This is a genomic window from Mesorhizobium sp. BR1-1-13 (genome assembly GCF_020165515.1).
In the GTDB taxonomy this organism is placed as follows: domain Bacteria; phylum Pseudomonadota; class Alphaproteobacteria; order Rhizobiales; family Rhizobiaceae; genus Mesorhizobium.
Map to the genome: position 1 here is coordinate 422,329 of NZ_JAIUIH010000002.1, position 23,946 is coordinate 446,274.

General features: G+C 64.9%; 25 protein-coding genes. 10 read left to right on the top strand and 15 right to left on the bottom strand.

All coding sequences use genetic code 11. From position 1 onward, the window contains the following. On the top strand, positions 1-966 hold the full coding sequence (locus LB533_RS06395; protein ID WP_411970875.1) for an alpha/beta hydrolase: 966 nt from the start codon (positions 1-3) through the stop codon (positions 964-966). Here LB533_RS06395 and LB533_RS06400 read toward each other — a convergent pair. The 8 genes from LB533_RS06400 to LB533_RS06435 form a co-directional block, all read right to left on the bottom strand. Then, complete coding sequence (locus LB533_RS06400) at positions 954-1,988, bottom strand: LacI family DNA-binding transcriptional regulator (RefSeq protein WP_140638502.1); 1,035 nt, start codon at positions 1,986-1,988, stop codon at positions 954-956. The genes LB533_RS06395 and LB533_RS06400 overlap by 13 nt on opposite strands. 286 nt (positions 1,989-2,274) lie before the next feature. Next, a complete protein-coding gene (locus LB533_RS06405; protein WP_140520921.1) occupies positions 2,275-3,066 on the bottom strand; it encodes a sugar isomerase domain-containing protein in 792 nt (263 codons plus the stop codon). 41 nt (positions 3,067-3,107) lie between these two features. Continuing rightward, positions 3,108-3,878, bottom strand: a complete 771-nt coding sequence (locus LB533_RS06410) for a GntR family transcriptional regulator (RefSeq protein WP_140555545.1) — start codon at positions 3,876-3,878, stop codon at positions 3,108-3,110. Further along, positions 3,875-4,750 carry an ROK family protein gene (locus LB533_RS06415; RefSeq protein ID WP_224676896.1) on the bottom strand — a complete coding sequence of 292 codons (876 nt, stop codon included), beginning with the start codon at positions 4,748-4,750 and terminating at the stop codon, positions 3,875-3,877. Before LB533_RS06415 ends, LB533_RS06410 begins: the two co-directional genes overlap by 4 nt. Continuing rightward, complete coding sequence (locus LB533_RS06420; RefSeq protein WP_224676897.1) at positions 4,747-5,484, bottom strand: PIG-L deacetylase family protein; 738 nt, start codon at positions 5,482-5,484, stop codon at positions 4,747-4,749. The genes LB533_RS06415 and LB533_RS06420 overlap by 4 nt, the downstream gene beginning before the upstream one ends. Beyond that, positions 5,481-6,323, bottom strand: a complete 843-nt coding sequence (locus tag LB533_RS06425; protein WP_224676898.1) for a carbohydrate ABC transporter permease — start codon at positions 6,321-6,323, stop codon at positions 5,481-5,483. Before LB533_RS06425 ends, LB533_RS06420 begins: the two co-directional genes overlap by 4 nt. A gap of 11 nt (positions 6,324-6,334) precedes the next feature. Beyond that, entirely contained in the window at positions 6,335-7,267 is a 933-nt protein-coding gene (locus LB533_RS06430; RefSeq protein WP_224676899.1) for a carbohydrate ABC transporter permease, read from the bottom strand. 51 nt (positions 7,268-7,318) lie between these two features. Next, a complete protein-coding gene (locus LB533_RS06435; protein ID WP_224676900.1) occupies positions 7,319-8,587 on the bottom strand; it encodes an extracellular solute-binding protein in 1,269 nt (422 codons plus the stop codon). A 319-nt stretch (positions 8,588-8,906) separates the two neighbouring features. On the opposite strand from LB533_RS06435, the gene LB533_RS06440 reads away from it, so the two are divergent. From LB533_RS06440 to LB533_RS06450, 3 genes are read left to right on the top strand one after another with little or no spacing between them, the layout of a single operon-like run. Beyond that, positions 8,907-10,199 (top strand): ABC transporter substrate-binding protein, encoded by a 1,293-nt coding sequence (locus LB533_RS06440; RefSeq protein ID WP_140638494.1) that lies wholly within the window; start codon positions 8,907-8,909, stop codon positions 10,197-10,199. Between the two features lie 8 nt (positions 10,200-10,207). After that, the gene (locus LB533_RS06445) at positions 10,208-11,098 is read left to right on the top strand and encodes a carbohydrate ABC transporter permease (protein ID WP_224676901.1); all 891 of its coding nucleotides are present in this window, start codon (positions 10,208-10,210) and stop codon (positions 11,096-11,098) included. Next, positions 11,095-11,958 carry a carbohydrate ABC transporter permease gene (locus LB533_RS06450; RefSeq protein ID WP_224676902.1) on the top strand — a complete coding sequence of 288 codons (864 nt, stop codon included), beginning with the start codon at positions 11,095-11,097 and terminating at the stop codon, positions 11,956-11,958. The genes LB533_RS06445 and LB533_RS06450 overlap by 4 nt, the downstream gene beginning before the upstream one ends. On the opposite strand, the gene pcaD is transcribed toward LB533_RS06450, so the two are convergent. Further along, positions 11,948-12,772 (bottom strand): 3-oxoadipate enol-lactonase, encoded by an 825-nt coding sequence (gene pcaD, locus LB533_RS06455; protein WP_224676903.1) that lies wholly within the window; start codon positions 12,770-12,772, stop codon positions 11,948-11,950. The genes LB533_RS06450 and pcaD overlap by 11 nt on opposite strands. A gap of 132 nt (positions 12,773-12,904) precedes the next feature. On the opposite strand from pcaD, the gene LB533_RS06460 reads away from it, so the two are divergent. Beyond that, entirely contained in the window at positions 12,905-14,566 is a 1,662-nt protein-coding gene (locus LB533_RS06460; RefSeq protein WP_224676904.1) for a sulfatase-like hydrolase/transferase, read from the top strand. An 86-nt stretch (positions 14,567-14,652) separates the two neighbouring features. On the opposite strand, the gene LB533_RS06465 is transcribed toward LB533_RS06460, so the two are convergent. From LB533_RS06465 to LB533_RS06490, 6 genes are all read right to left on the bottom strand, one after another. Beyond that, positions 14,653-15,912, bottom strand: a complete 1,260-nt coding sequence (locus tag LB533_RS06465; protein ID WP_224676905.1) for an ABC transporter substrate-binding protein — start codon at positions 15,910-15,912, stop codon at positions 14,653-14,655. Positions 15,913-15,975: 63 nt separating this feature from the next. Beyond that, positions 15,976-16,407 (bottom strand): DUF4440 domain-containing protein, encoded by a 432-nt coding sequence (locus LB533_RS06470; RefSeq protein ID WP_224676906.1) that lies wholly within the window; start codon positions 16,405-16,407, stop codon positions 15,976-15,978. Then, positions 16,404-17,459 (bottom strand): aldo/keto reductase, encoded by a 1,056-nt coding sequence (locus tag LB533_RS06475; protein ID WP_224676907.1) that lies wholly within the window; start codon positions 17,457-17,459, stop codon positions 16,404-16,406. Before LB533_RS06475 ends, LB533_RS06470 begins: the two co-directional genes overlap by 4 nt. After that, positions 17,456-17,815, bottom strand: coding sequence for a TIGR04076 family protein (locus tag LB533_RS06480; RefSeq protein WP_224676908.1), 360 nt, complete (start codon positions 17,813-17,815; stop codon positions 17,456-17,458). Before LB533_RS06480 ends, LB533_RS06475 begins: the two co-directional genes overlap by 4 nt. Before the next feature lies 1 nt (position 17,816). Then, complete coding sequence (locus LB533_RS06485) at positions 17,817-18,314, bottom strand: DUF3830 family protein (RefSeq protein ID WP_224676909.1); 498 nt, start codon at positions 18,312-18,314, stop codon at positions 17,817-17,819. Beyond that, positions 18,315-19,043, bottom strand: coding sequence for a GntR family transcriptional regulator (locus LB533_RS06490; RefSeq protein WP_140638486.1), 729 nt, complete (start codon positions 19,041-19,043; stop codon positions 18,315-18,317). A gap of 145 nt (positions 19,044-19,188) precedes the next feature. On the opposite strand from LB533_RS06490, the gene LB533_RS06495 reads away from it, so the two are divergent. From LB533_RS06495 to LB533_RS06515, 5 genes are read left to right on the top strand one after another with little or no spacing between them, the layout of a single operon-like run. Further along, positions 19,189-19,989 (top strand): ABC transporter ATP-binding protein, encoded by an 801-nt coding sequence (locus LB533_RS06495; protein WP_224676910.1) that lies wholly within the window; start codon positions 19,189-19,191, stop codon positions 19,987-19,989. Then, positions 19,986-20,753: an ABC transporter ATP-binding protein gene (locus LB533_RS06500; RefSeq protein ID WP_224676911.1), complete on the top strand. Its 768-nt coding sequence runs from the start codon at positions 19,986-19,988 to the stop codon at positions 20,751-20,753. Before LB533_RS06495 ends, LB533_RS06500 begins: the two co-directional genes overlap by 4 nt. After that, a complete protein-coding gene (locus LB533_RS06505; RefSeq protein WP_224676912.1) occupies positions 20,750-21,658 on the top strand; it encodes a branched-chain amino acid ABC transporter permease in 909 nt (302 codons plus the stop codon). Before LB533_RS06500 ends, LB533_RS06505 begins: the two co-directional genes overlap by 4 nt. After that, positions 21,655-22,632 carry a branched-chain amino acid ABC transporter permease gene (locus LB533_RS06510; protein ID WP_224676913.1) on the top strand — a complete coding sequence of 326 codons (978 nt, stop codon included), beginning with the start codon at positions 21,655-21,657 and terminating at the stop codon, positions 22,630-22,632. The genes LB533_RS06505 and LB533_RS06510 overlap by 4 nt, the downstream gene beginning before the upstream one ends. Beyond that, entirely contained in the window at positions 22,629-23,927 is a 1,299-nt protein-coding gene (locus LB533_RS06515) for an NAD(P)/FAD-dependent oxidoreductase (protein ID WP_411970876.1), read from the top strand. The genes LB533_RS06510 and LB533_RS06515 overlap by 4 nt, the downstream gene beginning before the upstream one ends. The last annotated feature ends 19 nt before the right edge of the window (positions 23,928-23,946 follow it).

Genomic DNA, 23,946 nt, shown 5'->3' on the forward strand with positions numbered 1-23,946 from the left:
ATGACGGAGATTGCGATGACGCTCGATCCTGATGCTCTGCGTGCCCTGGAAATCGGCCGCGCGGCCGGCGGTGCGCCGTTCGAGAACGGCAGCGTGGCGGCGGCGCGGGCCGCCTACAACGCTTCGTTCCCGGCGCAGCAGGGCGAATATGAGCCGGTCGCGGCGACATCGCTGCGGCAGATCGACGGACCGAACGGCCCGGTTCCGATCCGCATCCATCGCGGCATCGGCGCACCGCGAACCGGCGCGCGCGCCGTGCTCTATCTGCATGGCGGCGGCTGGGTCATCGGCAATCTCGATTCGCATGACGAGATCTGCCGCTGGCTGGCCAATCTGGCCAATGCCGTCGTCGTCTGCCCCGATTATCGGCTGGCACCAGAGCACAAATTCCCCGCCGGGCTCGAGGACTGCGCGGCAGCGCTCCGCTTCATGGCGCAAGACGCCGGGGAACTCGGCATCGAGCCGGCCCGTATCGCCGTTGCCGGCGACAGCGCCGGCGGCAATCTTGCCGCCGTGCTGGCATTGCTCGCCCGCGATGGGCAAGCACCGCCGCTTGCCGCCCAGATCCTGATCTATCCCAACACCGATGCCCGCCAGACGGCGGACAGCTACCGCCGTTTCGGCAACGGGTTTGGACTGACCGCCGCCACCATGGCCTGGTTCCGCGACCACTATGTGCGCACCCCGGACGACATCAAGGACTGGCGCGTTTCGCCGCTGCTGGCACCGAGCCTTGCAGGCGCGGCGCCGGCGTTTGTCGTAACCGCCGGTCACGATATCCTGGCCGATGAAGGGACCGCCTATGGCGAACGCCTGCTCGCTGAAGGGGTGCCGCTGGTCCTGCGGCACTGGCCGGGCCAGATCCACGGCTTCGTGTCGATGGGCCGCTATATTCTCGCCGCGCGGCAAGCGATGAGCGAGGCCGCCGCCTGGCTCCAATTGCGGACGCGCGCTCAGGCCGACTGACGCATCACCAGGGTCGCGCCGAGCTTGACGTTTCGCACGAGGTCATGCGCGGGCGGGCCGGCCTCGTCGAGCAAGGCCAGCAGGATCTCGACGCTGCGGCCGGCCATTGCGGCGAAGTCCTGCGCCATGGTGGTGAGCGGCGGGCAAGTGTAGCGGCTCAGCGGGTGGTCGTCATGGGCGGCGACGCGGAAGTCGCAATCGGGCTTGCGGCCGATCTTCAGCCCGCGCGTGAAAGCGGCCGACATGATGCCGAAGGCGAGACGGTCATTGGCGCACAGAATGGTGCGGCCAGGCAGGCCTCCCTTGTCGAGCGTCCTTTCCATCCATTCATGGCCAATCCGCTCGAAGTCCCAGGTGTAGTCACGCGCCGCGTTGATGACGACAGGCTCAAGGCCGGCGGCCCGCATCGTCTCGATATAGCTTTGCAGTCGCTCGCCCGAATTGTGGTTGACGTGCGGGATGTCGACATACACCGGCGGCTCGCCGGACCGGCAGAGATAATCGACCATGATCGACGTGCTCTGGTGGTTGTCGTTGCCGACGAAAGGCGTGTCACCCTCGATATAGGTGTCGAAATAGACGATCGGGATGTCTTTGCCCATTCGTTCGAAGACGCCCGGCTCGGAAACCGATCCCAGCGGGGCCACGATGGCGCCGGCCACCTTCAGCGAGGTGAGCGTCTTGACCGATTCCGACTCAAGCCTGGGCGAACCGTGCGAGGAGATGACGATCGGCCAAAAACCTTCGTCGCGGCAGCGCAGTTCAATGCGGCTGACCATCTCGGCATAGAACGGATCGGTGATCGCCGGCACGACGATGCCGACATTGCGGGTGCGCTTGCGGTTGAGATTGCGGGCGAAGAGGTTCGGCTGATAATCCGAGGAGCGAAGCGCGGCCTCGATGCGAGCGCGCGTCGCCGGCTTGACGCTTGCCGGATCATCGAAATATTTCGACAGGGTCGGCCGTGACACGCCGCACGCCCGGGCGAAGTCATCCATCGTGCGGTGCGTCTTTTCCGCCATCGATATTCAGGGTCCCTTGCCCTCGCCCGCCGCCCCGGCCGACACCAGTCACGCGGCCGTTGCCTGGAAGCAGCAATGCTCGACCGAACTTGTCCAGTCAAGTTTTTACGGTTCCCAATAGATCGCGGAGTCATTACGCGCGTCAAATTATTTATTGACGCTTTCAAAGCGACACTGGAGCTTCAGAAGGAGCCAAGGGGGATAGGCCCGGTCTTGCATCGATGATAAGGTCGCATTGGGCGCATGCATGAGCGGGAGGCGTCTGCGACGCCTCCCGCCCCCGACATCACTCGCCGCGCATCGTCGCCTGGAAGGCCGGCAGGTGCTTCTTCTGCGCTTCCAGCATGCGTTCGCGGTAGACGCCGTAGATGACATCGGTGTCGTGCAGGGTCACGCCCGCGATCGTCGGCGAGGCGAAGACGGGCAGTTCGATGCCGCGCTTGGCGAGCTGCTCGGCGGTGCGCGCGATCAGCTCATGCGCCAGGATCATGGCGAGCACTGTCGAAGAGCCGGAGACCGGACGGCTCCAGCCCTCGACCGGCACGATCGCATCCTCGATCGGCGAGCAGGTGTCGATGACGAGATCGGCCGCGTCGGCCAGTCGCTTGCCGGAGGAGTGCGTCGCGGGCTTGTCGAGATTGTTCTTGCTGGTGACCGCGACGACGAAGATGCCGCGCTTCCTGGCATAGAGCGCCGTATCGATGCCGGAAGAGTTGCGGCCGCTGTGGCCGAAGATGATGATGGAGTCACCTTTGTTGAGCGGCTGATGATCCAGGAATTTTTCGGCGTATTTCTCGGTCCGCTCCAGCCACAGCAGCTCACGCACGCCGCCGGCGCCGAGCACGTTGTGCCACATCACGCGCGGGTCGGTCAGCGGGTTGAAACCGACATAGCTGCCGTAACGCGGAAACACTTCCTGCACCGGCAGCACCGAATGGCCGGAGCCATAGAGATGGATCAGACCGCCGCCTTCAAGCGAATCGGCAAAGCGGCTGGCTGCCTGGCCAAAGGCCGCTTCGTTGGTTTTCGCTGCCTGGTCGATGAGGGCGGCGAGACGGTGAATGTAGAGGTCGGACACGTGGGTACTCCTGTTAAGTGTCTGCTTGGGGTGATGATGGATCAGCTTCGCGGATTTGACGGGACGCGCCCGGCGCGCAGCGTCGAGCGGATCTCGTAGCGGTCGCCGCGCATGATGGAGACGGTGAACTCGAACGGACCGCGCTCGTCGGTGGCGATACGCTCGACCACGAAGGCCGGACTGCCGACCGGCAGATCGAGCAGCTCGGCATCCGCCGCGCCGACCGCGCCGACGCGATAATTCTCGCGCGCCGCCACCGGCACGATGCCGTAGTGACGCTCCAGCGCCTCGTAGAGCGATCCCTGAAGCAGGCCGGCGTCGAGGAAGCCCGGCACGCGTGCGGCTGCGAGCTGCGCCGTCTGGATGCCGATCGGCTCGTTGTTGCCGAGCCGCAGCCGCCGGATGCGCACCACCGGGTCACCCTCCTCGATCTCCAGCGCGCCGGCCGCCGCCGCATTGGCGGTGGTGAGGCTGCAATCGAGCAGGCGCGAGCCGGCAACGACGCCGATATTGCCCATCTCCTGGGTGAAGCTCGTCAGTTCGCGGGTGCCGGCGACGAGCGTCGTGGAGCGCACGAAGGTGCCGCGTCCGTGTTCGCGGCGCAGCAATCCGCTTTCCTCCAGATTGCGCAAAGCGTGGCGCAGCGTGATGCGGCTGACCCCGAACAGCGCGCCCAGCCGGTCTTCGGCCGGGATCTGGTCGCCCGTCGCCCACTCGCCGCTCTTGACGATGGCGCGGATGGCCTCCTCGACCTGATACCAGAGCGGCTCGGGCCTTCTGCGATCCGGCTGCTGAAAACTGGCTTCACTCATCGGATCTGTCTCCACCCGCTTCCGGCCTGCCCGGCCACTGCCGCACCGACCAGGCCGGCGCCAGGGCCGAACGCGCCAGCCTTGAGAGAAATGCCGCGCAGATGCGGCGGCAGTTGGCGCCGCAGCGCGGCAAGCAGCGGCGGCCCGATGACGTCAAGCGCATCGGCAAGGCCGCCGGAAACCAGGATCACCTGGGGGTCGAGCAGCGCGACGGCGCCGGCAAGCGCGGTGCCCAGCCGGCGCGCCGGCAGCTCGAGCAGGGTCTGTGCCGCGAGTTCGCCCGCCTGGGCAGCCGCCATCAGCTGGCGGCCGTTGGCAAGGCCGACCTGACCGGCAAGCGCGTCCACCGCACGGCCCGATGCAACGCGCTCCAGCCAGCCGCTGCGCTCCTCGCCATGGTCCTTGATGTCGGCGCAGGCCCAGCCGAACGAGCAGGCGCCGCCATGCGTGCCGGCGACGATGCGGTGGTTGGCGAGCACCGCCGAGCCTATGCCCGTGCCGATTGCCAGCAGGATCGCATCCGACATGCCTTTCGCGCTGCCTTCAACGGCTTCCGCCAGCAGAGCGATCTGTGCATCATTGCCGACGGCGACGCGTAGCCGCGGGAACAGCGCCGCGATATCGACACCGTCGAGCCACGGGAGATTCGGGATCCAGCGGCAGACCGACCCCTCGACAAGACCTGGCACTGCCAGGCCCAACGCCTTGACCGCGCCAGCCTCGGCGCAAAGCGCCGTGATGCGGGCGACGAAGGCATCCAGGCTTGCCGGCGCCGGTTCGCGGCTCGGCATCTCCAGCGCGCTGATATTGCCGGACTGGACGGCGGCGCGCAGATTGGTGCCGCCGAGATCGATAGCCAGAACCCGCGTCATCGGCGCCCTCCGGCAGCCGGTGGCGCGAACAGACCGCTGCCGGCGTTCCAGGAATGCGAGGCCGCCGCGAAGGCCTGCGCATGGCGCGTGCCGCGCAGGCAGCCGCGCAGACGGTAGAGCGCGCTGTAGTAATCGACATAGGGGAAGCTGCTCAGGCCCCGCGCCAGCTCGTATTCCTGCACCGCCTCGCTCCACGCCTCGAAGCCGTCGCTGACGTCGACCAAATGCTCGGCGCGGAAACCGTCATCGTCTTCCCAGTTCTCGCCGAACAGCAGCAAGCCAGGCGTAAAGGCGGCATGGTCGCGCGCAACAGTCGGAAGAGCGGCGAAGAAGATGCCGGTCTGCGTCAGCTTGGCGGCGGCGCGATGGTCCTTGTGCCAGCTGCCGTGCCAATGGGTTATGACCACCTCCGGCTTCAGCTCGCGAATGAAATCGCACAGTTTCAGCGCCGTCTCGTCATCGGAAGGCAGGAACGCATCATGCAGGCCAAGATTGCGCATGGCGACGCCGAGGCGCGCGGCCGCCCTCCCCGCTTCCTCTTCCTTCTGCGCGCAATAGTGCTCGGGAATTAGGCACGGATGGCCCTGCTCGCCCATGCTCAGGTGCAGGAACGTCACCGTGGTGCCCCTCAGTACGGCGGCCGCCGCCAACGGTCCGGCGATCACCTCGGCATCGAAGGCATGCGCACCGACGACCAGGATGGATTTGGCGGCATAGATCCCGTCCTCGATCATTTCATGCCTCCCCCGGCGCCGACGCCCTCGCGAATCTGGCGGGCGAGCAGACAATACATGATCAGGATCGGCGCCATGGAGATCGCCAGCGAGGCGAACACCAGGCCCCAATCGGTGCGGTACTGGCCGACGAAGACGCTGATGGCCAGCGGCACGGTCTTGTAGCGGTCGTCGAAGATGAAGATCAGCGGGAAGAAGAAGTCGTTCCACACGGCGATTGCCGTGAAGATGGCGACGATCGACACCGCCGGCTTCACCATCGGCAGGATGATCTGGAACAGGATGCGGACCTCGCCGGCGCCATCCATGCGTGCCGCTTCGTCGAGTTCGGAGGGCAGCACGCGCATGAAATTGGCGAAGATGAAGACGGCGAAGGGAATGCGGATCGCCGAATAGACGAGGATCAGCCCGGTCAGGGAATCCAGCAGGCCGAGATTGCGCATCAGCGTGAACAGCTCGACCGAGGCGAGCCTTATCGGCAGCATGATGCCGGACAGGAACAGGCCGAGCATGATGGCGTTCCAGCCGAGCCGGTAACGGCTGAGCGGATAGGCGGCCATGGCCGAGACGACGATGGTGAGGATGACCGCGCCGGCGGTGACGATCAGGCTGTTGATGAAATTGTGGCCGAGGTCGGCACGCGTCCAGGCGTTGACGAAATTGTCGAAGGCCCAGCTTGTCGGCAGGCCGAGCCGGTTGTCGTAGATTTCGGCCGTCGACTTGAAGCAGGAGACGACGAGGATGTAGAGCGGCAGCAGCACGGCCGCCGTCCATACGGCAAGCACCGTCCAGCCGGGCAGCCGCGAAAGCCGGCGCGAGATCACGGGATTGCCTGACATGGCCAGCACGCTCATAGCTGCACCGTGCGGCGGTCGAAGAAGCGCAGCATCAACAGCGTGCCGACGCTGAGGATCAGGAACAGCATGGTGCCCAATGCCAGCGCCAGGCCGATGTCGGTGATACCGACGGCGCCCTCCGCGCCGAAGGCCAGCCGATAGAAATAGGTGACCAGCGTGTCGGTCGAATAGCTCGGATTTCCCTGCACGCCCTGCATGACATAGACGATGTCGAACTGGTTGAAGGTGTTGATGAAGGACAAAGTCGTGAGCGTGCCCAGCGCCGGCATCAGCAAGGGCAGCGCGACGGAGAACAGCATGCGCGCATTGCCGGCGCCGTCGAGTTTCGCCGCCTCGAAGATCTGGCCCGAAATCTGCCGCAGGCCCGCCGTGTAGATCAGCACCGGCAGGCCCATCCAGTTCCAGGCGTCGACGGCGACCAGCATGGCCAGCGCGGTGTGGCTGTTGCCAAGCACGGTCAGGCTGCCCTGATGCAGGCCAAGCCCGTTCAGCGCCCATTCGACCACGCCGCCCGGCGCCAACAGCAGGCGCCACAGCGCACCGACGATGACCGGGCTCAGCACCGCGGGGAAGAAAAAGACCGACTGGAAGAAGGCAGCACCCCTGTCGCGCAGGAACAGCAGCCAGGCGAACAGCAGGCCGATGCCGTTCTGGAAGACCATGATGCCGAAGAACCAGGCGGTGTTGTGCCAGAGCGCGCCGTAGAGCCTGGCACTACTGGGGAAAACGAACAGGCGCGAAAAATTCGACAGGCCGGCGAAGTCGGTAATGCGCAGCCCCTTCCAGATGAAGAAGCTGCCCCACAGCGACATCGCCAAGGGATAGAGAACGAACAGGGCGTAGACCGCCAGCGCGGGCAGGATGAAAAGCAGGGCCATGCGCTGCTGCGTGCGCTTCAGGCTGCTTTTATGGCGACGATCGATCATGCGCGGTTTTGCCCGGTGAGAGGCCGGCCGCATTGCAGCCGGCCCGGCTCCTTACTGCTTTGGCTTGAACCAGGTGGCGACGGCGGCCTGCATGTCGGCCGCCAGCTTCTCCGGCGCGATGTTGCCTTCGACCATGTCGATGATCTCCGATTGCAGGACCGAAGAGGCGGTCGGCGACTGCCAGCGGAATCCAACCAGTGTCAGGTAGGGCGTCGAGTTCTTCGACATGTCCATCATCTCGGCCAGCACCGGGTCCTTAACCGTGACATCGGTGCGGGCCGGCGGCCAGCCGAGTTCGTCGGCGAATATCTGCGCGAATTCGGCCGAGGCCATGAAGTCCAGCACCTTGATCGCGGCTTCCTTGTTGGCGCTTTCGGAGACGAGCCCGTAGGAGCCGTCCGAGAAGGCGGAGGTGTAGAGCTTTGCCCCCGCATCGTCGGCGGGGAACGGGAAGATCGAGAATTTCAGCTTCGGGTTCTGCGATTTGAAGCTGCCATTCTCAAACGAACCGCCAAGAAACATCGCCGCCTTGCCGCCGATGAACTGCTGCGTGGCGGTGGTGTAGTCGATCCCGGCGAAACCGTCGGGGAAATAAGGCTTCAGCTCAGCGAAACGCTTCAGCGCCGCGACATAACGCGGATCCTCGAAGGTCGCCTTGCCGGTCATCATCTCGTCGTAGAAGCCCGGGCCGTAGACGGTCGGGCCGATGACGCCGACGCCGATCTCCAGCTCCCAGGCCGAGCCGTTGGCGCCACCGGTGGCGATCGGCGTGATGCCGGCCGCCTTCAGCTTGTCGCAGGCGGCGACGAAATCCTTGTAGGTCTTGGGGACCTCGATGCCCTGCGCGGCAAAGATATCCTTGTTGTAGAAGACACCCATCATCGGCACCGAATAGGGCACGCCGTAGAGCTTGCCGTCGGTGCGGCCGCGCGCACCGCCAAGGGCCGCATCCGGCATATTCTTCAATTCCGGCACGCTGTCGTCGAGCGCGTCGAGATAGCCGGCCTCGACGAAGGGCTGCAATTCGCCATAGGCCTTGAGCTGGGCGATATCGGGCCCGCGCCCGCCACGCAACGCCGTGCTCAGGCGGTTCTGGTAGTCGGCATCCGGCGTGAACTGCATGTTGACCTTGATGCCGGGATTCTTGGCCTCGAAGGCATCGAAGATGCGGCGCATCGCGGCCTCATCCTCGGTGCGCCAGCTCCATAGCGTCACCGTACTGTCGGCCCGCGCCGGCAGGCTGGTGAAGAGGCCAGCGCAGGCGGCAAGGCCGCCGATCAGGCCGAGGGCTGCGCGCCGGTGAATTGAAAGCATGCTCATTGCCAGTCTCCCATTTTTATCTGTCCTTGGCGTCCCACGGCCCTATTGATGCCGCGGAGAGTCATTCCTCAGAAAAGTCATTATAACGACATAGCAGAATCCGCAAGAGGCCTGACACTTGCTCCGAAACGATCGAGTTAAGCTATCGAACGAGGTATTTCTGGTAATATGCTGTCTATGTTTACAAATTTCGTTGTGAAACAGACATCATAGAGATCAGAGACAGCCCATGCGAAGCTTTTTCGCAATCGGGCCCTTGCGCCAGCACTTCATGTTGTCATAACGTCATTGTGATCGCTAAGCCTGAGGGAGGATGAGGATGTCTCTTGCCTGGACTTCGAAACTGGCTCTGGCCGCGAGCCTTGCCATCCTGCCCGCCAGCGGCTGGGCGCAATCGGTCAACATCTCCTATCTCACCCATTGGTCGCCGGAGACGGTCGCATTGCTGGAAGCGGCGGCCAAGGACTATGCAAAGACAAATCCGGATGTCAGCGTCACCGTGCGCGCCGTTCCCTTCGGTGATCTCCTGACGACGCTGCGCTCCCAGGGCGGCGGCGCGGACGGTCCTACGATCGGCGGCATCTACGATCTCTGGCTGCCTGAGCTGGCCCGCGACAAGCTTGTCGCGCCTGCCCCCGACGCCGTCTTCGAAGAGGTTAAGGAAGCATGGCCGGCTGGCGTGGTGAGCGCCGCGTCGGTCGGCGGCAAGCTCTATGGCATTCCCAACGAGATCGACGTCTACGCGCTGAACTACAACAAGGCACTGTTCAAGCAGGCCGGCATTGCCGCCGCGCCGAAAACCTGGGACGAGTTCAAGGAGGCGGCGAAGAAGCTGACCAACAAGGATGCCGGCCAGCAGGGTTTCGGCATGATCAATTCCTGGGCGGCGGGCGTCGTTCATCCCTTCGCCTCGCTGCTGGTCTCCAATGGCGGCGAGCTGGTCAAGGACGGCAAGCCGGCGCTGGACACACCGCAGGCCGCGCAGACCTTCCAGCTCTATGAGGATTTCATCAAGTCGGGCGCCAGCGTGCCAGCCATGGCGACGGCCGACGCCAACACCACCGGCCCCTTCCTCGACAATTTCGTCTCGGGCAAGACCGGCATGATCATCATGGCCAATTGGTGGGAAAGCGCGCTGAAGGCAGGCATGGGCGACAGGTTCGCGGATATCGCCACGGCGCCGATCCCCGTCGGCCCGAGCGGCGACAAGCCGCATTCGATCTCCTATTCCTGGATGACGGTGGTCAACGCCAATGCCGGCGAAGCCGAGCAGAAGGCCGCCTGGGAGTTCCTGGGCTGGCTCAACAATCCGAAATCCGGCAAGAACGGCGCCTCGGCGATGTCCGACATATTGATGTCGATGGGCATCCTGCCCTCGCGCAGCTCCGATATCGAGGCCCACAAGGACAAGCTCGGCTCGGAATTCCTGTCGGGCTATGTCAGCGTGCTGGCCGACGCCAAGCCCTTCCCGGTCGTGCCGGGCGGGCAGGAGTTCTCGGAATCCCTGCAGCAGACGCTGGAGGCGTTGCAGTATGGCCAGGTCTCGGCCAAGGATGCGCAGGCGACGGCGCAAGCGGACGCCGCCTCGATCCTGGAGCGCGCCGCCAAGTAGACTGAACCATGATCAACAGGTACCGTGCCTCGGCGGGCATCATGCTGGCGCCCGCCGTGACGCTGATCGGCATCTTCATCCTGTTGCCGATGCTGCTCACCGTCTGGCTGTCCTTCCAGGACTGGTCGACGCAGACGCCCTTTTCCAGCGCCAGCTTCATCGGCCTCGACAATTTCCGCGACATCTTCGGCGTCTCATCGGTCGGACGCGACTTCAAGGGCGCGTTGATCAACACCTCCATCTACACCGCGCTCTCCGTCATCCTTATCCTGCCGCTCTCGGTGGCCTTCGGGCTGATGGTCCACCAGCACGATGTGGGCGGCGGCACGGCGCTGCGGACCGTGCTGTTTTCCACCTACATGGTGCCGATGATCGCGGTGGCGCTGGTGTGGTCGAAGCTCTATTCGCCTGGTGAAGGGCCGCTGAACCAGATGCTCGGCCTGATCGGCGTCGGCCCGCAACCCTTTCTGTCGTCGCCGCGCTCGGCGCTCATCTCGATCGTCCTGCTCAATGTGTGGCAGCAGGTCGGCTATTTCACGGTGCTGGCGATTGCGGGGCTGACCCAGATTTCCGGGAGCCTTTACGAGGCGGCAAAACTCGACGGCGCCAACCGCTTCGAGCAGTTCCGCTTCATCACCTTGCCGCTGCTGCGGCGCACGCTCCTGTTCAGCGCGGTCATCGCCATCATCAATGCCGTGCAGGTGTTCGAGCCGGTGGCGCTGATCACGCAGGGCGGGCCGGCCGGCTCGACCAATGTCTTGACCTACCACATCCGCCGCGTCGGCATCGAGCGCGCGCAGGGCGGACTGGGTTCGGCCATGGCCGTCATGCTGATGCTGTCGCTGATCGTCGTGGTCTGCGCTCTGTTCGCCTTTGCCAACCGGAAGGATCAGGAATGAGCGCGGGATCGTCGAGCCGGTTGCCGCGCAGACGCCCCGCCGGCCGCAAGGCGCTGCTGGCCACGCTCATGCTGCTCGTGGCGGTAGCGTCGGCGTTTCCGCTGGTTTGGATGGTTCTGTCCAGTCTCAAGACGCCGGCCGAGAGCATGCAGGTGCCGCCGGTGTGGATCCCGCACACGCCGAGCCTCGACGCCTATGAGAAAGTTTCGGGCGTGGTCAATGTCGGCCGTTCGATGTGGAATTCCCTGGTCATCGCCTCGATCACCACAGCCGGTATCCTCATCACCAGCATGATGGCCGGCTACGCCTTCGCCAAATACCACTTCCCCGGCCGCTCGCTTTTGTTCTCGGCGCTGATCGCGACCATGTTCCTGCCGCCGATCGTGACGCTGATCCCGCTCTATCGTCTCGTCGGCTCGATCGGCCTCAATGCCAGCCTCGCCGGCATCATCGTGCCCAACCTCGCCAATGCCTTCGGTATCTTCCTGATGCGCCAGTTCATTGCAAGCGTGCCTGACGATCTGATCGACGCCGCGCGCATGGACGGCGCCTCCGAACTGCTGATCCTGTTCAAGATCGTGGCGCCCAGCGTGGCGCCGGCGATCGCGGCATTGGCGCTGTTTGCCTTCGTCTATCACTGGAACAGCTATCTGTGGCCGCTGACCGTGCTGCAAGGCAATGCCGACGCCTATCCGATCGTCATCAGCCTCAGCCGGCTGTTGAGCTACAACAGAGGCGCCGTCAACACCGGGTTGGTGATGGCCGGCGCGACGCTTGCCGTGCTGCCGCCGCTCATCCTCTTCGTCCTGCTGCAGCGCTTCTTCGTCGATTCCATCGTCGGCACGGCGATCAAGGGGTAGTCGCGCTCAAAGGTTTCTGCGCCGGAGGAAGCGACGCGACAAAATCGCGGATCAGCGCGACCACCGCCTCCGGCTGTTCGATGCAGGGAATATGGCCGGCATCAGGAATGATTTCGAAGCGGGCGCCGGGGATCAGCGCTGCCAGCGAGCGGACGAGATCGGGCGGCGTCGAGCCGTCCTGGTCGCCGACGATACAGAGCGTGGGCACCGCAATGCGCCGCGCGGCCTCGGTCAGGTCGGTATCGCGGACCGCCATGCATGTCCCGATATAACCCGGCAGCGCCTGCCTGGTCAGCATATTGCGGCAACCGGCAAGGTCGGCGGCGCGCGCGGCATGGAAGCCGGGCGTGAACCATGCTTTCATCACACCGTCGGCTATCGCCTCGATCCCGTCGCGCTCGACGGTGGCGATACGCTTATTCCAGCTCTCGTCCGTGCCGATCTTGTGCGCCGTGTCGGACAGGATCAGAGCCTCCACGCAGCTGGGATGACGGTTATAGAGCCGCTGCGCGATCAAGCCGCCGACCGACAGGCCGAACAGCACGACCTTGCCAAGATCGAAATGACCAATGAGGCCCAGGAGGTCGTCGACATGATCGTCGATCGACCGGACGCCGCTGCCAATGTCGGAAAGTCCGTGGCCGCGCTTGTCGTAGACCAGCAGAGGCATGTCCCCGCTTAATTGCGAGATGACATCATCCCAGATGCGCAAGTCGGTGCCCAGGGAATTGATGAACACCACCGGCCGCGCGGTGCCGGTCGCCTCGATGTAACGATGGTGCAGCGCAAGGCCGCCAATGGTGACGAATGGCACGATTTCGACCCTTCCCGGCTCCCACAGTGCATGAGGCATTTGGTTCGGTAAAATGATATTTTGAGGCATCGTTGTAGGACATCGGCCGTTCTGGCACACCGGTCTTGCGAGAACCACAATGACGGACGACCAATGACAGACCGCCGCAACGTCCTTTTCATCATGTGCGACCAGCTGCGCTTCGACTATCTGAGCTGCGCCGGACACAAGACCCTGCACACGCCGAACGTCGACCGGCTGGCCAGCCGGGGCGTGCGCTTCACCAACGCCTATGTGCAATCGACCGTGTGCGGGCCATCGCGCATGAGCGCCTATACAGGCCGCTATGTCCGCTCGCATGGATCGACGCATAACGGCGTGCCGCTCAGGGTCGGCGAGCCCACGCTCGGCGAGCATCTGAGCGAGATCGGCGTGCGCTGCGCGCTGATCGGCAAGACGCATATGAGGGCCGACGAGGAAGGCATGGAGCGCCTCGGCATCGACAAGGCGTCCGTCATCGGCGTGCGCGTCGCCGAATGCGGCTTCGAACCGTTCGAGCGCGACGACGGGCTGCATCCGTCATCCGCCTACGATCCCGATCCGGCCTACGACCAATATCTGCGCGAGCACGGCTTCGACGCCGCCAATCCGTGGGAGCACTGGGCCAATTCCGGTGAAGGCGAGGATGGCGAGGATTTCAACGGCTGGCTGCTCGTCCATGCCGACAAGCCGGCGCGCATTCCCGAGGAGCATTCGGAAACACCCTACATGACGCGCCGCGCCATGCGCTTCATCGAGGAGGCCGAGGCAAGGGGCGAGGCCTGGTGCGCGCATCTCTCCTACATCAAGCCGCACTGGCCTTACATCGTGCCGGCGCCCTATCACGACATGTACGGCAAGGCCGACATAAAGCCGGTCGTGCGCAGCGAAGCAGAACGCGTGTCGCCTCACCCGATCTTCGAAGCCTTCCAGCAGGAGCGCTATTCCAGGAACTTCTCCCGCGACGAGGTCCGCGAAAGGGTCGTTCCCTGCTATATGGGCCTGATCAGGCAGATCGACGATCAGTTGGGCGGATTGTTCGAGTTCATGGAGGAGCGCGGCCTGTTCGACAATACGATGATCGTGTTCACCTCCGACCACGGCGATTATCTCGGCGACCATTGGCTGGGCGAAAAATACCTGTTCCACGATGTCGCGGCCAAGGTGCCGATGATCGTCTACGATCCGCGCCGGCAGGCCGACGCGACGCGCGGCACGACGTCGGACGCGCTGGTGGAGATGATCGATCTCGCACCCACCTTCCTCGACTTCTTCGGCGGCAAGGCGAAGCCGCATATTCTCGAGGGCCGGTCGCTGCTGCCGCTGCTGGTCGGCCAGGACGTGAACTGGCGGCGCCACGCGGTGAGCGAGTACGACTATGGCGGCGATGCCGCGCGGCTGAGGCTCGCGATGCCGGTCGCCGACTGCAAGCTCTACATGATCACCGACGGCCGCTTCAAACTGGTCCATGGCGAGGGCCTGGCGCCGATGTTCTTCGATCTGCACGGCGATCCGCACGAACTGCGCGACCTCGGCACGGAAGCATCGGCGGCGGCCGACATCGAACGCCTGCGGCAGGCGCTATTCCGCTGGCTGGCCCTCCCCAACAACCGCATCACCGCCGCCGACGAATGGCTGACGGGAAACGATGACAAGATGCGGCACTTCGATCCGTTGATCGAACCCGGCGTGCTGATCGGTTACTGGGACGAGGCTGAACTCGCCGAACAGCGCGAAGCGCGCAGGCGCTGGTTGTCACGCAAATCGGGAGAATGAGCCTGGACGCCGTTCTAGACCGCAGGAGCGGCGTTGCGAACAGTCCGGCATCGAGCGATCGGTGCCGGACTGCCTGATGTGGCGGCCTATTGGAGCTTCGCCTGCAGGGCGTTGACGTCGTCGGTGGTCATTTCACCGTCGGTCGTCACCTTGCCGTCGACGATCTTCCACAAGCGGAACGGACCGGTGATGTCGCCATATTTGTCGAAGGCGACCGGGCCGATGACACCTTCGTAGCGGATCGGCTTGCCGTCCTTGATCAATCCGAGCGCCTTGGCGAACTCTTCCTTGCCGGCAAAGATCGGCGTGCCGGCCGGATCGACCGCCTTGTACATGGCGTCCTTGATCTTGGCCGAATCCTCTGAGCCGGCGATGGCGATTGCCAGGCCGACAATGGCGCCGGCATCATAGGAACGGTCGGCCGCTGGATTGGACGGTTCGATGCCTGAAAACGCCTTGTAGTTCTTGGTGAAGTAGTCGGTGGAGGCGGTCGGGCTGGTGCCGGACGAGGTGCCATAGGCCTCCTTGAGATAGTCGGCGCCGACGGACTCGATGAAATCAGGGCTGTTCATGCCGTCATTGAGCAGGAATTTCTGCACGCCCCCTTGCGAAATCCAGGTGCGGGCGACGGTGGCGCCGTCAACCGGCGTGCTGACGAGATAAAGCCCGTCAGGCTCGCCGGCCATGGCCGCCGTGACTTCCGAGGCATAGCTCGACTGCTTCTCGTTGTAGGGCGTGTCGGAGACGACGGTGCCGCCGAGCGCTTTGTAGGCGCGCGAGAATTCGGCCACCATGTTGACGCCGAAATCATTGTTGACATGGATGATCGACAGCTTCTTGAAGCCCTTGTCGATGGCGTATTTGGCGGCTGCCACGCCTTGCAGCGCATCGGAGGTGATGGTGCGGAAGAAGATGCCGTTGGTCTTGCCATCGCGCCCGAGTGCGGTCAGCGTCGGCGAGGACGACGCCGGCGAGACCTGGACGATCTTGGCCGGTGCGGTGACCGAGGTCAGGATCGGGATCGACACCGAGGAGATGATGCCGCCGATGATCACCGGCACTTTCTTGACCTGAACCAACTGGGTCGCCGCATCGACGGCGATATTGCCCTGGCTCTGGCTGTCGCGCGTGTCGGTCACCAGATCGCAGCCGCGAACGCCGCCGGCGTCGTTGATGTCGCGGAAGGCCATCTCGACCGATTTTGCGCCGGCCTGGCCGTATTCACCGGCCGGTCCGGTCAATTCCATGACGAGGCCGACCGTGATCTTGCAGTCGGCGGCATGGGCCGCGCCGGCGAGCGTCACGAGAGCGAGCGCGGTGGTGAGTTGGAGTATCGTCTTTCTCATTGTTGTTCCCCTTGAGCTACACGAATTGAGTTACACGAACCAAATTTCACGCCTGGAGCCTGTTCAGCATTCCGGCACCTGCAGCCAGGTTTCATGCAGATGTCGCCATTCGACGCCGTTGGGCGCCGATGAACTGGTGGTGAAGAGCGCACTCGACTGACGGCGGCTGTGCTTGCCGTCCCGCAACTGCGCCTCGACATAGAGCACGACGATCGCGTCGCCTGTTTGCCAGCCGGGCCGGATGTCCTCGACCGAGATGGCGAGCGCTTCGTCGCAGGAAGCGCGGCTTGCGCGGACGTGGTCGACGACCGCATCGCGATCGAGGACCTTGCCGTCCGGCGTGACCATGGCCAAGCCTTCGCCCATGACGCGTTCGAAGCGGCTGAAATCGGCCTTGCCGGCGCGCGATGCGACGAACCAGTCGACGAAGAAGCGATGCAACTCGACGATTTCGGTGCTTGCCCGCGAAAACAGGCTTTCGGTGGTGGCGCTCATGGCCGGGCCGCGTTGAGATTGTAGTGCATGATCGAGCCGTGGCGGCCGTGACGGTCGCGCTCCAGCGTGTAGACGTCGCCGAGGGGACCCCGGCTCTGGGCGATCACGGCGCCGATCTCCGCCCGGTCCTCGGCCCCGAGCGCCACATCCATGATTTTCGCATTGGCCAGCGCATGCGCCTTGTTGCGGGCGCCGACGATGACGGCCGCCACTTGCGGCTGCTCGAGCACCCACGCACTGGCGACAGTGGCGATGTCGACGCCGTGGCGGTCGCCGATCCGCTTCAGCACATTGAGCAGGGACTGGAAGAGCTCCCAGCCGCCGAAATCGTCGATGATCAGCTTGTATTTGACCAGCGAGCGGTTTTCGAGCGGCATGTCCGGCTCGGCGACGCCGAGCCATCTGTCGCCGAGAAAGCCGCCGGCCACCGAACCGTAGCAGAGAAAGCTGACGCCGTTGCGCGCGGCGAGCGCGGCGAGGCTCGCCGCCGGACGCTGGTCGAGGACCGAGTATTGCAGTTGCTGGCTGACGACTGGCACGCCGGCCGACAGGATCTCGCCGAGACGCTGCGTATCAAAATTGGTGGTGCCGACATTGCGCACCTTGCCTTCCAGCCGGAGCTCGTCGAGCCAGCCCATCGCGTCGACATAGCGAGGCACTGAATAGTCCCACCAGTGGAACTGCACGAGGTCGAGCCGCTCGGTCTTCAGCCGCCGCAGAGACTGGTCGACTATGCCTCTGACGTAATCGCGGCTGATGCCGGCGAGCCGCTCGAGGTCCGGCACCAGCTTGGTGTGCACCCTCATCCTGGCGGCGGCATCGAGACCACGTTCGTTGGCCAGACGCAGGCGCGCCGCTCCGATCAGCTCCTCTACGCCGGTGTAGATATCGGCGCAGTCATAGGTCCAGATGCCGGCGTCGAAAGTGGCGACCAGATCGGCCACCGCCTGCTGGCGATCGACCGCGCCGTGGCCGCCGGCCAACTGCCAGCCACCGCGAATGACGCGGGAGATGGTGTAGCCGGGGCTGAGTTCGAAAGTCTTGGCGGTCATCTCTCTCCACTCTCCTTCGGCAGCGGCACAGCCGTGGTCTCGGCGTGACTGAACCGCCGTTTTCCGGTCCTGACGATCCGGAGCCTGCTGGCGCAATTGGGATCGGGACAGGCGATCTCGGCATCCGAGGTCATCCAGTCATTGGCATGGGTGGGGCGTTGCTTCGCCGCCAGCAGCGGCAGCACGGCCGCTATGGAATAGATCGAGAATCCCTGGCCCGCCGGCATCGACAGCATCTCGCCCTTCAGTTCGAAATAGTCGCCGGGCCTGGCGCCGCAATAAACCGGCTTGCCCTCGGGGACGACAGCCTCGACGCGGAGGTCGAAAAGTTCGAAGCTGTCGTCGCGTTCAGCCATTTCAGCTCTCCAGCCGCGTGAAGGTGACATCGCAGGCGCCGTTGCGGCGAATGATGCCGCAGGCAGAAGCGAACTGATCGCGTTCTTCGGGCAGCACCTGCGCAACGACGCTTCCCGCCAGCCAGCCGATCGGAAACAGCAGGCGCGCGCCTTGCCCGTAGAACAGGCCGATGTCGAAGATCGCGTGCGGGTTGCCGCCCCACATGCGCGGCGGCACGTAGGAAAGCACGATATCGCCGGGCTGCGGCGTCAGCGTCGCGTTCTCCGCCGGCAAGGCCTGGGCAAAGGCCTCGCCATCCAGATGTGCCGTGGGGATCGGACAGGAGATTTCCGGACCGGTCCACATGGCATGAATGCCCGCGACGACGCGCGGCTCGGCCAGATAAGACCACAGGAACGCGGCGTTCCCGGGTGCTTTTTCCGGCTGCAACAGCGCCGTCACCGACAGCTCGGAACGCGGCTCGGTGATCCTGATGGCGCGTCTGGTCATATCGGGCATTCACTCCGCCTTTGCCGTCAACTTCAGCTTGTCGCGCAGGAAAGCGAAGGGACGGCTGATGTCGGCCACCAGCGCCTCGCGCGCGGCCTGGGCATCCTGCGCGGCAAGCGCGGCGACGATGCTGCGATGATAGTGAGCGGTGTCGACCTCGCCGGCCTCGGAAAAAGCATAGATCGCAACGCGGATGCATGGTCCCGACTGCAGCCAGAGGCTCTCGATCATCGGGATCAGCACGGCGGAACCGCAGGCGCGATAGATTTCGAAGTGAAAACTCTGATTGAGCGTCACCTCGCGATCGACATCCTTCTTGTGCTTCAGCGCCCGCATCTCATCCCATTCACCGAGAATGGTTTCGATGGTGGCGATCTGGCGCGGATCCATACGCGCGGCGGCAAGCGCGATCGCCTCGCCTTCGATCAAGGCACGGGCGCGCAGGAGGTCGTCGATGCGTTCCAGCGTGATCGGCGGCACGCGCACGGACCGGTTGGGAAGCGCTTCCAGCGCCTTTTCCGTGATCAGCCGCCCGAGCGCCTCGCGCACCGGCATGGTGGAGGTGACGAGCGCATCGGCAAGGCCGCGTATGGTCAGAACCTGGCTCGGCTCGAACAGACCGCCGATGAGCGCCCGGCGCAATTCGGAATAGACGCGGTCCTGCACCGTCTCGCGGCCGACCGGCGCGAGTTGCGCGGCGATGACCTCGTTGTTGCGCTCGACAGCAGCCCTTTGCATGGCGTTCCCGATCTCGGCCTTTTCGTCGGCCTGGCCTGTTTTCGGCTTGCGGAGAAAATTAAAGCTGATTAGCGTGATCAAAGCAAGTGTGATCACAAATCAAAAAATCAGAAAGCGGCAAAGATCGCTTCGGCCAGAGGGCTTGATGAACGACACGGCGAAACGGCATGGGACGGAAACCCAGCCGCCGGTTCTGGCAGCGAAGAACGTCGTGCGGCGTTTCGGCGGCCTCGTCGCCGTCAACAACGTCTCGTTCGAGGTCCGCCCGGGCGAGATCCTCGGCCTGATCGGCCCCAACGGCGCCGGCAAGACGACGATGTTCGACCTGCTTGCCGGCAGCATCCTGCCGACGAGCGGCGAGATCCGTCTCAACGGGGCGCTCGTCTCCGGCGAAGCAGCGCACCTGCGCATTGGCCGCGGTCTCGGGCGCACCTTTCAGATTCCCCGGCCCTTGCCCAATCTCACGCTGATCGAAAACGTCATGCTCGCCGCGCAACGTCAGGCCGGGGAGCGGCTGCTCGCCAATTTCCTGATCCCGTGGCGGGTCGCCGCCGAAGAGAAGGCAGCCGCCGAGAAAGCCGCCGAACTGCTTGAGCTCGTTTCGCTCACGCGGCTGGCGCACGAACCGGCGCGGGTGCTTTCCGGCGGCCAGCGCAAACTGCTCGAACTTGCCCGTGTAATGATGGCCGACCCGGCCATCATCCTGCTCGACGAGCCTGCGGCCGGCGTCAACGCCACGCTGCTCGAAGTCATCATCGACCGCATCCGCGACATCAACAGAAGCGGCATCACCTTTCTTCTGATCGAGCACAACATCGACATGGTGACGCGGCTCTGCCATCGCGTCCTGGTGATGGCGGGCGGCGAGCTTCTGTGCGAAGGCACGGCCGACGAGGTGGCGCGCGATCCGCGTGTCATCGAGGCCTATCTTGGGGGCGCGGCATGAGGGGGATCGTGCTCGACGTCCGCAACCTCGAAGCCGGTTACGAACCCGGCGTGCCGATCGTGCGCGGCGCCTCGATCACGGTGAGGAAGGGTGAGATCGTGATCGTTCTCGGCCCCAATGGCGCCGGCAAGTCGAGCCTGATCAAGGCAATTGCCGGTCTCGTCCCGGTCACCGGCGGTACGGTCCTCCTCGACGGCAAGGATATCACCACCGCACCGGCTCACACCATGGTGCGGCTTGGGCTCGCCTTCGTGCCTCAGACCGAGAACGTGTTTCCACTGATGTCGGTCGACGACAATCTCAGGGTCGCCTGCGGCATCATCGAGCGCCGCGAGATTCCCGCCCGCATCGACGAGATGTACGCGACCTTCCCGGACCTCGCGCGCCAGCGCCGCATCGCCGCCGGCAATCTGTCGGGCGGGCAGCGCCAGATGCTGGCGGTGGCGCGGGCGCTGATCGTCCATCCCAAGGTGCTGGTGCTGGATGAGCCGTCGGCCGGCCTGTCGCCGAAATTCGTCTCAATGGTGTTCGAGATGCTGGCCGGCATCCGCAAGTCAGGCGTCACCATCCTGCTGGTCGAACAGAACGCCAAGGCCGCGCTCGCCATCGGCGACCGCGCCTATGTGCTGGTCGAAGGCAAGGACCGGCACGAGGGCATTGCCTCTGAACTATGGAGCGATCCGGTGGTCGCCGAACTTTATCTCGGCCAGCGCCCGGACAGCGCCGGCAAGGCCGCGCCTCCAGGCAAGGGGAGTGCGGCATGAACCTGCAATTCATCGTCGACGGATTGCTGACGGGCTCGATGATCGGCCTCGGCGCCATCGGCGTGACGCTGACCTATTCGATCCTGCGCTTCTCGAACTTCGCCCATGGCGACTTCATGGCCTGGGGCACTTATGCGACGCTGACCGCCGTCGGCGCCATCGGCGCCACGGTCGGCAAGGTGGCGCCGATCGCCCCGCTTTCCTTTGGCTGGCCGCTCATCGTCGCGCTGGTCGTCGGCATGGCATTCACCGCCCTGCTGGCGCTGCTGCTGGACAAGGTGCTGTTCGCGCGGCTGCGCTCTCAGGGCCAGGCCATCATCGTGGTGATGGCAAGCTTCGGCGCCTCGATGGCACTGCGAAGCCTGCTCGAGTTCACCTTCACCTCACGCCCGACCTATTTCAGCCGCGCCATCCAGATCGCCATGCCGGTCGGCTTCGGCATCCGCATCACGCCCGACCAGATCGCGCTTTTGCTGCTGACCGCGGTTCTGGTGTTGGGCGTACACCTGTTGATGACGCGCACGCAGACCGGCCGTTCCATGCAGGCCCTGAGCCAGAATGCGGCCCTTGCCCGCATCGTCGGCATCGACGTCGCCAAGGTGGTGCGTGTCACCTGGATCCTCGGCGCAGCGCTTGCCTGCGTCGCCGGCGTGATGATCGGCATCCTGGTGCAGATCCGCCCATTCATGGGCTTCGACATGCTGCTGCCGATGTTCGCCGCGGCCATTCTCGGCGGTATCGGCAGCATCCCCGGCGCCGTGCTCGGCGGGCTGATCATCGGGCTCGCTGAAGCGGGCGCCGTGCAACTGATCGGCGCCGAATGGCGCGCCGCCGTCTCCTTCATCATCTTGATGGCGGTGCTGTTCGTGCGGCCGATCGGCCTTTTCGGAGTTCGGGAAAGATGATCGACCTCATCGGCTACGGCGCATTCTTCCTGACCATGGCGCTGATCTTTTCGCTGGTCACGCTGGGGCTCAATCTGCAATGGGGGCTGACCGGGCTCTTCAATGTCGGGCTCGCCGGCTTCGTCGCCATCGGCGCCTACACGTCGGCGCTGCTGACGACGCCGGACGATGCCGCGCGTCTGGGCGGTTTTGGGCTGCCGATCCTGGCCGGCTGGCTCGGCGCCATGGTCGTCGGCGGCATCGCCGCGGCCCTGACGGGCATCGCCACGCTGCGGCTCAGATCCGACTATCTGGCCATCACCACCTTCGGCGTCGCCGTCGTCGTGCAACTGGTCGCGCTCAATGCTCAGAAACTGACCGGCGGTCCGTTCGGCATCGGCTTCATCCCGCGCCCTTTCGGCAGCCTCGCCGAGACGCCGCTGCTGTTCAACCTGTCGAACCTTGCCGTCGTCTCAGCGGTCACGCTGGTCGCCTATCTGGCGCTGGAGCACCTGTCCCGCAGCCCGTGGGGCCGGGTGCTGAAGGCGCTGCGGGAGGATGAGCGGGCGGCGATTTCGCTCGGCAAGAGCGCGCGCTTCTACCGTGTCCAGGCCTTCGCCGTCGGCGGCGCCATCATGGCGCTGGCAGGTGCGTTGCAGGCCCATTTCACTGGCTTCATCGCGCCGGAGAATTACCTGCCGATCCTGACTTTCCAGGTCTGGGTGATGCTGATCGTCGGCGGCTCGGGCAGCAATCCCGGCGCCGTCATCGGCAGCATCCTGGTCTGGGGGATCTGGGCCGGATCGGGCACGCTGACCAGTGCGCTGTTCCCGCCGGAGCAACAGGCGCGCGCCGCATCCCTGCAGATCGTCGCAATCGGCGTCATGCTGTGCGTCATCCTCCTTGTCCGCCCCAACGGCCTGTTCGGGGAACGGCCGCGCCGGGCACGGCTCGGCAAGCGGGCGAAGGTTGCCGCCCGCGAGAGCGGCTCGTGACCGCAATGGCCCGGCAGGAAGCGCTTTCGCTGTGGCATGCGGTCAGCCGTGAGACCCGCCCCCGGCCGGCGCTGGAAGGCGAGCTCGATGTCGACCTTGCCATCGTCGGCGGCGGCTTCACCGGCCTTTCGACGGCCTTGCATACCGCGGCCAGAGGTCTTTCGGTCGCCGTTATCGAGGCCGAAACCATCGCCTGGGGCGCTACCGGCAGGAACGCCGGCTTCATCGTGCCGAACTTCGCCAAAATGGATCCGGATGCGATAAAAGCCCATCTCGGACCCGCGCGCGGCGAGAGGCTGATCGATTTCGCCGCCGGCAGCGCCGATCTGGTCTTCGGCCTGATCAGGCGGCACGGCATCGAGTGCGACGCGGTACAGAGCGGATGGATCCAGCCGGCGCATTCCCCGGCCGCGCTCGAGAAGGTCAAATCACGGGCGAGGCAATGGGCGCAGCGCGGCCGGCCGGCTGTCGTATTGGACCGGCAAGAAGTCGAGGCGCTGACCGGCGCGCGCGGCTATGCCGGCGGCTGGATGGACGGTTCCGGCGGCGTGCTCAATCCGGTCGCCTATGCGCGCGGCCTGGCCGAGGTGGCGGAAAAAGCCGGCGCGCGCCTGTTCGAGCACACGCGCGTCGCCGCGATCGACCCCATCGCGGACGGCTGGTCGCTGAAGACGCGAATGGGTTCGGTGCACACCGGAAAGGTGCTGATCGCCACCAATGCCTATGGCGGACAGCTCAATCCGGGGCTTCGGAAAAGTTATTTCCCGCTGAAGATCTTCCAGGTCGCGACGGCGCCGCTGCCGCGCGAGGTGCGCAGCCGCCTGTTGCCCGGTGGGCAAGGCGTCGGCGACACGAGACGCAATCTCTTCACCTACCGCTTCGATGCCGAGAACAGGCTGATCAGCGGCGGCATGCATGTGTTCGGCCCCGGTGCCAACCGACGCCTGCCGCAGACGATCCGGCGGCGGCTGGCCCGGCATCTCGAGCTCCCGGACCTGCCGCCGCTCGCTTATGGCTGGTCGGGGATGGCAGCGGTCGAACCCGATTTCCTGCCCCACCTCATCGATCTCGGACCGGGGCTGATCGCCGGTCGCGCCTGCAACGGTCGCGGGATCGCCATGACCACGGCCATGGGCAAGGTGCTTGCGGATTGGGCTGGAGGAACCGACGCCCGCGATCTGCCGCTGCCCTTTGCGCCGCCGTCGCCGATGCCGTTCCACAGCCTGCTGCGCTTCGCGCCGAACGCGCTGCTGCCGTGGAGCATGCTTCGCGACCGGCTGGACAAGACCGGATAGGCCGATCGCCGGGCCGCGA

Coding starts and splice junctions, on each gene's coding strand:
- LB533_RS06395 (WP_411970875.1), top strand. CDS start 1: ATGACGGAGATTGCGATGACGCTCGATCCTGATGCTCTGCGTGCCCTG.
- LB533_RS06400 (WP_140638502.1), bottom strand. CDS start 1,988: ATGGCGGAAAAGACGCACCGCACGATGGATGACTTCGCCCGGGCGTGC.
- LB533_RS06410 (WP_140555545.1), bottom strand. CDS start 3,878: ATGAGTGAAGCCAGTTTTCAGCAGCCGGATCGCAGAAGGCCCGAGCCG.
- LB533_RS06415 (WP_224676896.1), bottom strand. CDS start 4,750: ATGACGCGGGTTCTGGCTATCGATCTCGGCGGCACCAATCTGCGCGCC.
- LB533_RS06420 (WP_224676897.1), bottom strand. CDS start 5,484: ATGATCGAGGACGGGATCTATGCCGCCAAATCCATCCTGGTCGTCGGT.
- LB533_RS06425 (WP_224676898.1), bottom strand. CDS start 6,323: ATGTCAGGCAATCCCGTGATCTCGCGCCGGCTTTCGCGGCTGCCCGGC.
- LB533_RS06430 (WP_224676899.1), bottom strand. CDS start 7,267: ATGATCGATCGTCGCCATAAAAGCAGCCTGAAGCGCACGCAGCAGCGC.
- LB533_RS06435 (WP_224676900.1), bottom strand. CDS start 8,587: ATGAGCATGCTTTCAATTCACCGGCGCGCAGCCCTCGGCCTGATCGGC.
- LB533_RS06440 (WP_140638494.1), top strand. CDS start 8,907: ATGTCTCTTGCCTGGACTTCGAAACTGGCTCTGGCCGCGAGCCTTGCC.
- LB533_RS06445 (WP_224676901.1), top strand. CDS start 10,208: ATGATCAACAGGTACCGTGCCTCGGCGGGCATCATGCTGGCGCCCGCC.
- LB533_RS06450 (WP_224676902.1), top strand. CDS start 11,095: ATGAGCGCGGGATCGTCGAGCCGGTTGCCGCGCAGACGCCCCGCCGGC.
- LB533_RS06460 (WP_224676904.1), top strand. CDS start 12,905: ATGACAGACCGCCGCAACGTCCTTTTCATCATGTGCGACCAGCTGCGC.
- LB533_RS06465 (WP_224676905.1), bottom strand. CDS start 15,912: ATGAGAAAGACGATACTCCAACTCACCACCGCGCTCGCTCTCGTGACG.
- LB533_RS06470 (WP_224676906.1), bottom strand. CDS start 16,407: ATGAGCGCCACCACCGAAAGCCTGTTTTCGCGGGCAAGCACCGAAATC.
- LB533_RS06475 (WP_224676907.1), bottom strand. CDS start 17,459: ATGACCGCCAAGACTTTCGAACTCAGCCCCGGCTACACCATCTCCCGC.
- LB533_RS06480 (WP_224676908.1), bottom strand. CDS start 17,815: ATGGCTGAACGCGACGACAGCTTCGAACTTTTCGACCTCCGCGTCGAG.
- LB533_RS06485 (WP_224676909.1), bottom strand. CDS start 18,314: ATGCCCGATATGACCAGACGCGCCATCAGGATCACCGAGCCGCGTTCC.
- LB533_RS06490 (WP_140638486.1), bottom strand. CDS start 19,043: ATGCAAAGGGCTGCTGTCGAGCGCAACAACGAGGTCATCGCCGCGCAA.
- LB533_RS06495 (WP_224676910.1), top strand. CDS start 19,189: ATGAACGACACGGCGAAACGGCATGGGACGGAAACCCAGCCGCCGGTT.
- LB533_RS06500 (WP_224676911.1), top strand. CDS start 19,986: ATGAGGGGGATCGTGCTCGACGTCCGCAACCTCGAAGCCGGTTACGAA.
- LB533_RS06505 (WP_224676912.1), top strand. CDS start 20,750: ATGAACCTGCAATTCATCGTCGACGGATTGCTGACGGGCTCGATGATC.
- LB533_RS06510 (WP_224676913.1), top strand. CDS start 21,655: ATGATCGACCTCATCGGCTACGGCGCATTCTTCCTGACCATGGCGCTG.